This window comes from Burkholderia sp. RF2-non_BP3, from assembly GCF_001522185.1.
Taxonomy (GTDB): domain Bacteria; phylum Pseudomonadota; class Gammaproteobacteria; order Burkholderiales; family Burkholderiaceae; genus Burkholderia; species Burkholderia diffusa.
The window spans coordinates 1-7,306 of record NZ_LOSU01000055.1; the positions used below are offsets into that span (position 1 = coordinate 1).

Annotated in this window: 9 protein-coding genes and 1 pseudogene; 4 read left to right on the forward strand and 6 right to left on the reverse strand. The window is 60.3% G+C overall.

Going from position 1 to position 7,306, the window contains the following annotated elements:
* Nucleotides 1-92: SDR family NAD(P)-dependent oxidoreductase (locus tag WS45_RS35265; RefSeq protein WP_124488979.1), on the reverse strand; the 92-nt coding region annotated here is incomplete at its 3' end.
* 52 nt (nt 93-144) lie between these two features.
* Nucleotides 145-885 carry an acetoacetate decarboxylase gene (locus tag WS45_RS26175; protein WP_006485181.1) on the reverse strand — a complete coding sequence of 247 codons (741 nt, stop codon included), beginning with the start codon at nt 883-885 and terminating at the stop codon, nt 145-147.
* A gap of 456 nt (nt 886-1,341) precedes the next feature.
* On the opposite strand from WS45_RS26175, the gene WS45_RS26180 reads away from it, so the two are divergent.
* The gene (locus WS45_RS26180) at nt 1,342-1,923 is read left to right on the forward strand and encodes an undecaprenyl-diphosphatase (protein ID WP_059702452.1); all 582 of its coding nucleotides are present in this window, start codon (nt 1,342-1,344) and stop codon (nt 1,921-1,923) included.
* Between the two features lie 26 nt (nt 1,924-1,949).
* Here the strand turns inward: WS45_RS26180 and WS45_RS26185 are convergent, their stop codons facing one another.
* The 3 genes from WS45_RS26185 to WS45_RS26195 form a co-directional block, all read right to left on the reverse strand.
* The gene (locus WS45_RS26185) at nt 1,950-2,174 is read right to left on the reverse strand and encodes a hypothetical protein (protein ID WP_059702454.1); all 225 of its coding nucleotides are present in this window, start codon (nt 2,172-2,174) and stop codon (nt 1,950-1,952) included.
* Nucleotides 2,175-2,293: 119 nt separating this feature from the next.
* Nucleotides 2,294-3,115 (reverse strand): siderophore-interacting protein, encoded by an 822-nt coding sequence (locus WS45_RS26190; protein ID WP_059702456.1) that lies wholly within the window; start codon nt 3,113-3,115, stop codon nt 2,294-2,296.
* 37 nt (nt 3,116-3,152) lie between these two features.
* Nucleotides 3,153-3,863 carry a PadR family transcriptional regulator gene (locus tag WS45_RS26195; RefSeq protein WP_059533790.1) on the reverse strand — a complete coding sequence of 237 codons (711 nt, stop codon included), beginning with the start codon at nt 3,861-3,863 and terminating at the stop codon, nt 3,153-3,155.
* A gap of 750 nt (nt 3,864-4,613) precedes the next feature.
* On the opposite strand from WS45_RS26195, the gene WS45_RS34105 reads away from it, so the two are divergent.
* From WS45_RS34105 to WS45_RS26200, 3 genes are all read left to right on the forward strand, one after another.
* A complete protein-coding gene (locus tag WS45_RS34105) occupies nt 4,614-5,309 on the forward strand; it encodes an AbiV family abortive infection protein (RefSeq protein ID WP_082722030.1) in 696 nt (231 codons plus the stop codon).
* A 226-nt stretch (nt 5,310-5,535) separates the two neighbouring features.
* Nucleotides 5,536-5,874: a hypothetical protein gene (locus tag WS45_RS35270; RefSeq protein ID WP_156437283.1), complete on the forward strand. Its 339-nt coding sequence runs from the start codon at nt 5,536-5,538 to the stop codon at nt 5,872-5,874.
* Nucleotides 5,875-5,971: 97 nt separating this feature from the next.
* A complete protein-coding gene (locus WS45_RS26200; protein WP_257140628.1) occupies nt 5,972-6,961 on the forward strand; it encodes an ImmA/IrrE family metallo-endopeptidase in 990 nt (329 codons plus the stop codon).
* Between the two features lie 2 nt (nt 6,962-6,963).
* Here the strand turns inward: WS45_RS26200 and WS45_RS26205 are convergent.
* Nucleotides 6,964-7,221 (reverse strand): annotated as a pseudogene (locus WS45_RS26205) (hypothetical protein); the annotation flags it as partial.
* Between the last annotated feature and the right edge of the window lie 85 nt (nt 7,222-7,306).

The following is a 7,306-nucleotide window of genomic DNA, read 5'->3' on the forward strand; positions in this document are numbered from 1 at the left end:
GCGCCCGCCTTCGCGAGCTCCAGTGCGATTTCCTTGCCGATGCCGCTTGCGGCGCCCGTGACGACTGCGGTCTTGCCATTCAGGTTGCTCATTTCGAATTTCCCGTGGTGAAAGGTTTGACAGGGAGAAAGGACTGCGGACGTGTTACTGAGCCAGGTAATCGTAGACGACTTCGCCGAGGCCGAGTGTCAAATCCGCGACGAGGTGGCGCGCTTCGACGATCTCGAGCACCGGCAGGTCGGCCACCGGCGCAAGTGCGTGCGGCGCCAGTTCGAGCGAGGCGGGGCCCGTCCACGCGCCCTTCATCTTGATGTCCTGCATGTAGTAGCGCACCAGTTCGCATACGCGTGCGGTGCCGTCGACGTGCGGGATGATCTTGAGCAGGAAGTTCGGGCCGGCGAGGCGCTTCGTCTGCTCGTCGATGTCGAGTTCCTTGTGCTTGTAGCCCATCGTGCCGGTCGCGACGCGTACCTTGCCGTAGTCGAGCGTGCCCAGGATGTGATCGGTGTTCACGTGCAGCGTGGGCGACGCGAGTTTCTTCGGGAAACCCCACAGCTCGCGGCCGCCGGCGATCGGCGGGTGATCGTCGAGATACATCGCGAGCGTATAGCCGCCGGCCTGGCCGTTGTACTCGACGGGGATCACCTGGCCGCTTTCCGTGTAGTCGCCGAAGCCGGTCGAATCGGCCATGCGAATGAATTCGTAATGGACGAGCGGCTCGGTGACCTGCAGCGGCTCGGGCACGATTTCACGCAGACGGTCCGGATCGGTGCGATACGTGATGATCAGAAACTCACGATCGACGAAACGGTACGGGCCCATCGGAAAGGCGGGGCTGGTCAACGGCATCGCAAACGCTTTCGATCGGACATCGCTGGGTTTCATGCGGACTCCTTGTTGTTGATCGCTTCGTGGATGAGTGCTCGTAAGCCCGTAATCCTATGCCTGTGCGTTGCCGTTGTGCGATGCCGCATCTGGAATTAATTGTTGCCGATTTCGAATTATTTGCAACGCAAATATTGAGGCGAACGGTGCGAACGGCATGGAGCGCATGGGGCGGTCCGATATTCTCAGGCGTCGATGACGCCACGATGTGAAAAAGGTGAGCCTTTACGGGATAGTTGGTGAGCTTTTACAGGAGACGGTCGCGCGGGAATGTGACAATTGCGTGAACTTGTGTTGCAGTGCAGGCTCTAAGTGCGTTCGCGCGCGACGCACGCGCCCGGTTCTTATCCCCGGCCGTCCGACGCGTTAAGCATTGCTTAAGCGAGTGAGCACTAGCATCGTTCCAACCGACCGGCATGCCCGGTCCAATCGTTACGCCCCCACGCAACCGCATTCATGCAGAACCTCAATCTCACCCTGTTTTCCGCCGTCAATGCCGGCGCCGTGTCGCACCCCGGTGCTGCTCGCGTCGCGATCTTCGCCGCCGACTGGCTCGTCTATGCGCTGCCCGCGATGCTGCTGCTGACCTGGATCTTCGGCGCGCGCCCGACGCGCCGCCAGGCGATCGAAGCCGGCGTCGGCACGTGCGTGGCGCTGGCGCTCGCGCAGGTGATCGGGCATTTCTGGTTTTCGCCGCGGCCGTTCATGGTCGGCGTCGGCACGCAACTGATTCCGCATGCGCCGGACAGCTCGTTTCCGAGCGATCACATGACGTTCGCGTGGAGTCTTGCGGTCGGCATGATGCTCGCCGGCAGCACGCGGCTGACCGGGTTCGTGATGGCCGCGATGGCCGTCGTGATTGCATGGGGGCGTGTGTATGCGGGCGTGCACTGGCCGTTCGACATGGCCGGTGGCGTGCTGGTCGGGACGGCCGGCGCGCTGGCCGCGCATCTGTACGGACAACGCGTCGTCGAGCTGCTCGAACGGATCGGCGACGTCGTGCACGCGGTGATGATGGGGCGCGAGCGCGCGCCCTGAGCGGGAGAACCAGGGGCCGGACGCCGTCAACCGGGCGTCTTGGCCGCTTCAGCCGAAGCGGACTGGCCGCCGCCCGCTTCGTGCAGTTCGGGCGTCTCGCCCGGGTGCTGTGCGGCGTCACGTTCGAGTGCGCTTTCCTTCAGGATCGCGCACATCGCAACGAACAGCGCGAGCACGACGGCCGCCAGGCCGCAATAGCCGGCGATCTTCAGGTTGCGAAGGAAAGGCGAAGCGTGGCTTTCTTTTGTCATGACCGGGCGCTCCTGGGCGGGCTGCGGCGGCTGTCGCCCGACAGCGGCGTCGCAGACATAGATATATACCAGCCGCCCCGCCGATGCCAAGCCCGCCGCAGCGCGGGCACCCGTTCGCGTCAGTCTTCCAGCGTTTCGTGCACGGCCGCCGCGCCGCGCTTCCAGTATGCCGCCGCGCGGATGCGCGACTTGTCGACGCCGCGCTCGCCGGTCAGGTGCTGCCGCACCGCGCGCATCGACTGCGCTTCCCCTGCCGCCCACACGTAACCGTCGCCGGAGGACGGCAGCGGCAGCTCGCGCACCGCATTCAGCAGCACGTCGCCGTCTGCCGCGTCGGCTTCGGCGCGAAAGCGCCAGATTTCATGCACGTCGGCGCGCGTATCGAACGCGATTTGCGCGGTACGATCCGCGACTTCCAGCACGACCGCCGCGCGCGCACCGGCCGGCAATTGCTCGAGACGCCGCGCGACCGCGGGCAGCGCCGTATCGTCGCCGATCAGCAGATGCCAGTCGAAATCGATCGGGACCACGAACGAACCGCGCGGACCGCCGATGCCGAGCCACTGGCCGACGCGTGCCTGCGCCGCCCATTGCGATGCGGGGCCCGGATGGTTCAGCACGAATTCCAGATCGAGTTCGCAGGCGGCGCGGTCGAAGCGGCGCGGCGTGAAATCGCGCGCGACCGGCCTCGGTTGGCCTTCGGGAAATTCGGGGCCATTCGCGCCGAGCGTCGGCATCGTGGGCCGGTCGGCGCCGGGTGGCGGGAAAAACACCTTCACGTGATCGTCGAACGACGACGATTCGAAATCCGCGAGGTCGGGGCCGCCCAGGGTGACGCGCAGCAGGTGCGGCGTCACTGCGTGCACGCGCACGACCTGCAGCAGGCGGAACTTGAGCGTATGGCGCACGCGGGTGACGGCGCGTCCGGATGGGTTCTGCATCAATCCGTTCTCCTTGGGTGTTGACGGGCGGCGCGGATCACGCGCCGGTGCCGCCTTCGATTTCGGCCGTCGCGCGGCGCATGATTGCGGCGATGCGCCGTTGTTCGTCGGCGTCGGCGGCGCTCTTGTGGAGCAGCGCCCGCTTCAGCGCGAGGCGGGCCTCGACGAACTCGGGCAGCCAGCCGGGCTGCGCTTCGTCCCGCGCTTCGCCGCCTGCCGATTCGCCGGCGAACGCGCGGCGCATGAATTCCATCTTGCGCGCGAGGTGCGTGAGACGTGCGAACAAGGTGTCGACGCGTTCGCGCTGCGCATCGAGGTGCGCGCGGCCGGCGTCGGTCAGCGCATAGCGCTTGCGGTTGCCTTCCGCCTGCGAGGCGACGAAGCCGACTTCCTCGAGATACGTGAGCGCCGGATACACCATGCCGGGGCTCGGGCTATAGAAACCGTTCGAGCGCGTGTCGAGCGCCTTGATCAGTTCGTAACCGTGGCTCGGTTGCTCGGCGACCAGCGCGAGCAGCAGCAACTGGAGATCGTCGGAGCTGAACTGGCGGCCGCGCGGCATGCCGTCGTCGCCGAAATCGCCAAAGCCGCCGCGTCCGCCACGGCCACCGAACGGGCCGCCGCCGAATGGATCGTGGCCGCGCCGATGCCGGCCGATTGCTTGCCAGATGCTGGCGTACCAGCCAGGGCCGGCATGCGCACCATGACCGTCGCATCGGGCATGGCCGCGGGAGGGGTTGTGTCGCATGATTGTGTCCTGTATGTCGTAAAACATATCTAAAGATATATATCGAAAGATATAGCGTCAAGCGGCAAATAAGGGGGCGGATGAAGTGAGGGCAGATCTGTGGGTTTGCAGGGTGTAGGTTTGCAGAAAAGGTGGCCTTTTTTGCAGTATTTGAACTGATCTATTGATTCTTGTTTTTCAATAGTACTTCCGTGCTAATGTGAATGGCCTATAAGGCGCGGACGCGGGCAGTCAGCCAGTGCGACGACCTGCACTCACGACATCTTGTAAATCCAGCCGATCGCAACATCCGTGAGCCGGGAGACGGAGATCGGGCGCCGGAACAGCCTCGCTTGCTACGTCGCACTATTGATTTGTGGTTGAGGAAAACGTAATGCCGCTTGATGCAATTCCTCGCCGTATTGGTTTGACGGCACACGATATCGAAATGCTGGTTGGTCTTCCAGAGGGGTATTTCCAAGGTAAACCAAACGTAGCTCGGTTGCGGTCGGCGGGTGGCATTCCCAAGCGCCAGTGTCGACAGAGAGTAGTATCGCTTTGCCGTTTAGATCTATTCGAAAGTAATAAGTGCCTGTCAGCACTATTGGCGAAATCTGAGTGTTAAAATAATTGTATAATGCCGATACTGATGTGTAGGCCGAGTGACCGGGCGCGGAGTAAAGCAACAATAGCCCTACTGATGAACGGGTGCATTGCCTCTAAAAATCGTGACGCAAGAATGAACATGTAATTTAATTGTTAATTCTTCCGATGAACTCGACGAAAAAATATCCAGAACTGACCGCTGCACAAATCGCATTCGGGATGCTGAAATGCCGTGAGAACGCTTCAAAACTTCTCAACGACGCTACATTGCTGGCCGAGGAAGGCTGTTACGCGAGGGCCTACACACTTGCGCATACGTCGTGTGAGGAGCTCGCAAAATTCTTTGCGCTGCAACTCGCCGGGAAGCGCGTTATTCAAGCGAATCCGCCCGATTGGAAGCGATTCTGGCGCCGATTCCGTAGCCACGACTCCAAGCTTGCTCAGTTCAGCATACAATTGATTAAGTTGCAGTTGGATTCGGGCGTCGTGGATCAAGATCTGATAGCTGCGTCGGAAGGGCTCTTCACATTTGGCCTTCATCCGAGAAACGCATCCCTATACGTAGATGTAGGTCCGGATGGAGAATTTTGCGGTCCGGGTGATATAGACTATAGAATTCCTTTTCCTATTTTGTCTGTCGTTGCGATACGAGCGTTGCACGTCGCTATGGAGCTTGGTGAATCGGCTAATGATATTGTTGCGACTCTTCAGAAACTGCCAGCTGCGTCCGATAAAGCAACGGCATTAAAAGTGATGTCGACAGCAATTTCCAGGCTGAGGGATGGTGGGGTAAGTAAGGAGGCGGCATTGGCTGAGTTAAATAAATTTTGGAAAGCACCCAAGAACGCGGGCGATGGTTGATCAGTGTGATGGGGACGACGAGGGCGCGTTCGGGGCACAGGGTTCTCCATTTTGATGCCGCCGTAACTCGTCTTGTTGTTAAGATACGGTCCGGACAAGACATTTCCTACCACTGGTGTGAGAGCCCTCAGCGCCCCACGTCCCGTCAACAACAAAGTCGCGACGCACTCGACATGAGAGTCGCTCGAGGCGACGCTGAGCGACAAACGCGTATCCATACGCCCTGATGTCGATACAACTGGCTTTTCAAAATGTGAAGCTTCGCCAGATATGCGAAAGCACGGTATCCGCAAAGCGAAGTCTTGGGGAAGGTGCGGCACGTTCCCTGCACGCGCGACTCGCCGACGTTTGCGCGTGCACCTCCCCCGTCGATGTGGTGGAGTTGGGCTTCGCTGCCTTCGACACAAGTTCAGATGTCCGGATTTTTATCTATATTGAAGGTGGCTACACTGTCACTGCGACCGCAAACAACCGTCCTGAACCCCGGTTGGTTGACGGGCAGCTCGATTGGAAGCGAGTCACGCGCCTGAAAATTCTGTCGATTGAACCTGCCAATGAGAACTGAAGCCGATTTTTCGCCCACTTGGGCGGTTCCGCCTGGCCGGACCATCTCTGACCTGTTGGCGTCGAGAAGAATGCCACGGGACCAGGTGGCGCGGTCGATGAACCTGTCGGTCGACGAGTTCGACGACCTGCTGACAGGTAAATCGGCTTTGACCGCCTCCGTCGCGACTCAACTTGAGGCCATACTCGGTGCGTCGGCCGCCTTCTGGCTTCGTCGAGAAGAGCAGTACCGCGAGCAACTGGCGGAGCTGACCGTGGGCGTGGACCCGGAAACCGCCGATTACAAGGCATGGCTCAAGAGCCTTCCCCTTAAGCAGATGGTCGACCTTGGCTGGATAGACGGAGCCGTGGATAAGAAGGCCAAATTGCGCGAATGCCTCGAGTTCTTCGGTGTACCGAATCTCGACGCGTGGAACAGGACGTACGGAGGAACCAGAGAAGCCGCTGCGTTCCGGACAACGGAAGCATACGTCGAAAGTGCACCAGCGACTGCTGCGTGGTTGAGGCGTGGGGAGGTGCTGGCTGACCAAATTGTTTGCGAAGATTGGAATCCGGCGCTGTTCGAAAAGCAACTGTCGAGAGTCCGAGAACTTACGCTACGTCCCAACCCTGCCGATTTTATTCCGGAGCTCCAGCGGCTATGTGCGGAAGCCGGTGTGGCGGTCGTTCTAGTGAAGGCCCCTCCGGGATGCAGGGCTAGTGGGGCGACATTCTTTGCTACGCCGACGAAGGCGGTCTTGTTGTTGTCTGTCCGTTATCTGAGTGATGATCAGTTCTGGTTCTCTTTCTTCCACGAAGCGGGTCACCTTGTGTTGCACTACGACACGGAGTCGTTGATTCTCGAGACAACTATGGACGGTCCAAAATCGCCGATGGAAGAAGAGGCGAACCAGTTCGCGGCTGAGCAACTACTGCCATCGGCCTTTCATCCTCGGATGCCCGAGGCCGCGAAGAGTAAATTTGGCATCGCCCGATTGGCCCGCGATGCTGGTGTATCCATGGGAATCGTCGTTGGACAACTGCAGCATCGTGGCCTCGTGAAGCGCGAGCACTTCAACAAGCTGAAGACTCGCTACACGTGGAGCTGAAATCAGCCCCTGAAAGCGACGAACTTTTCGGGACTTTTCTGCCAGTTACAGAGTGAGTCCTCGATTACCTGCATGCCAAGTTTCAATTCGCCGTCGAGTGCGATCGCGAGTTCGTCCATCCTCTTGCGGGATTTTTGCCCCATTCCCGGCACCCCGAACAGCAACTGCGCTCCCGAAGCGGGCCCCGTTGCCTCCGTCATATACGCGGAGGGCGGTTCGATGTCGGCGAGGCCTACTTTGCCGACCATCGTCAGGTAGTCGAATTTGCCTAGGGCGTGTTCACACTATGCTGATTTAAGGTTATGCTTCGGAGATGGAAATCTCCGAAGCCCAATTCGAACAGAC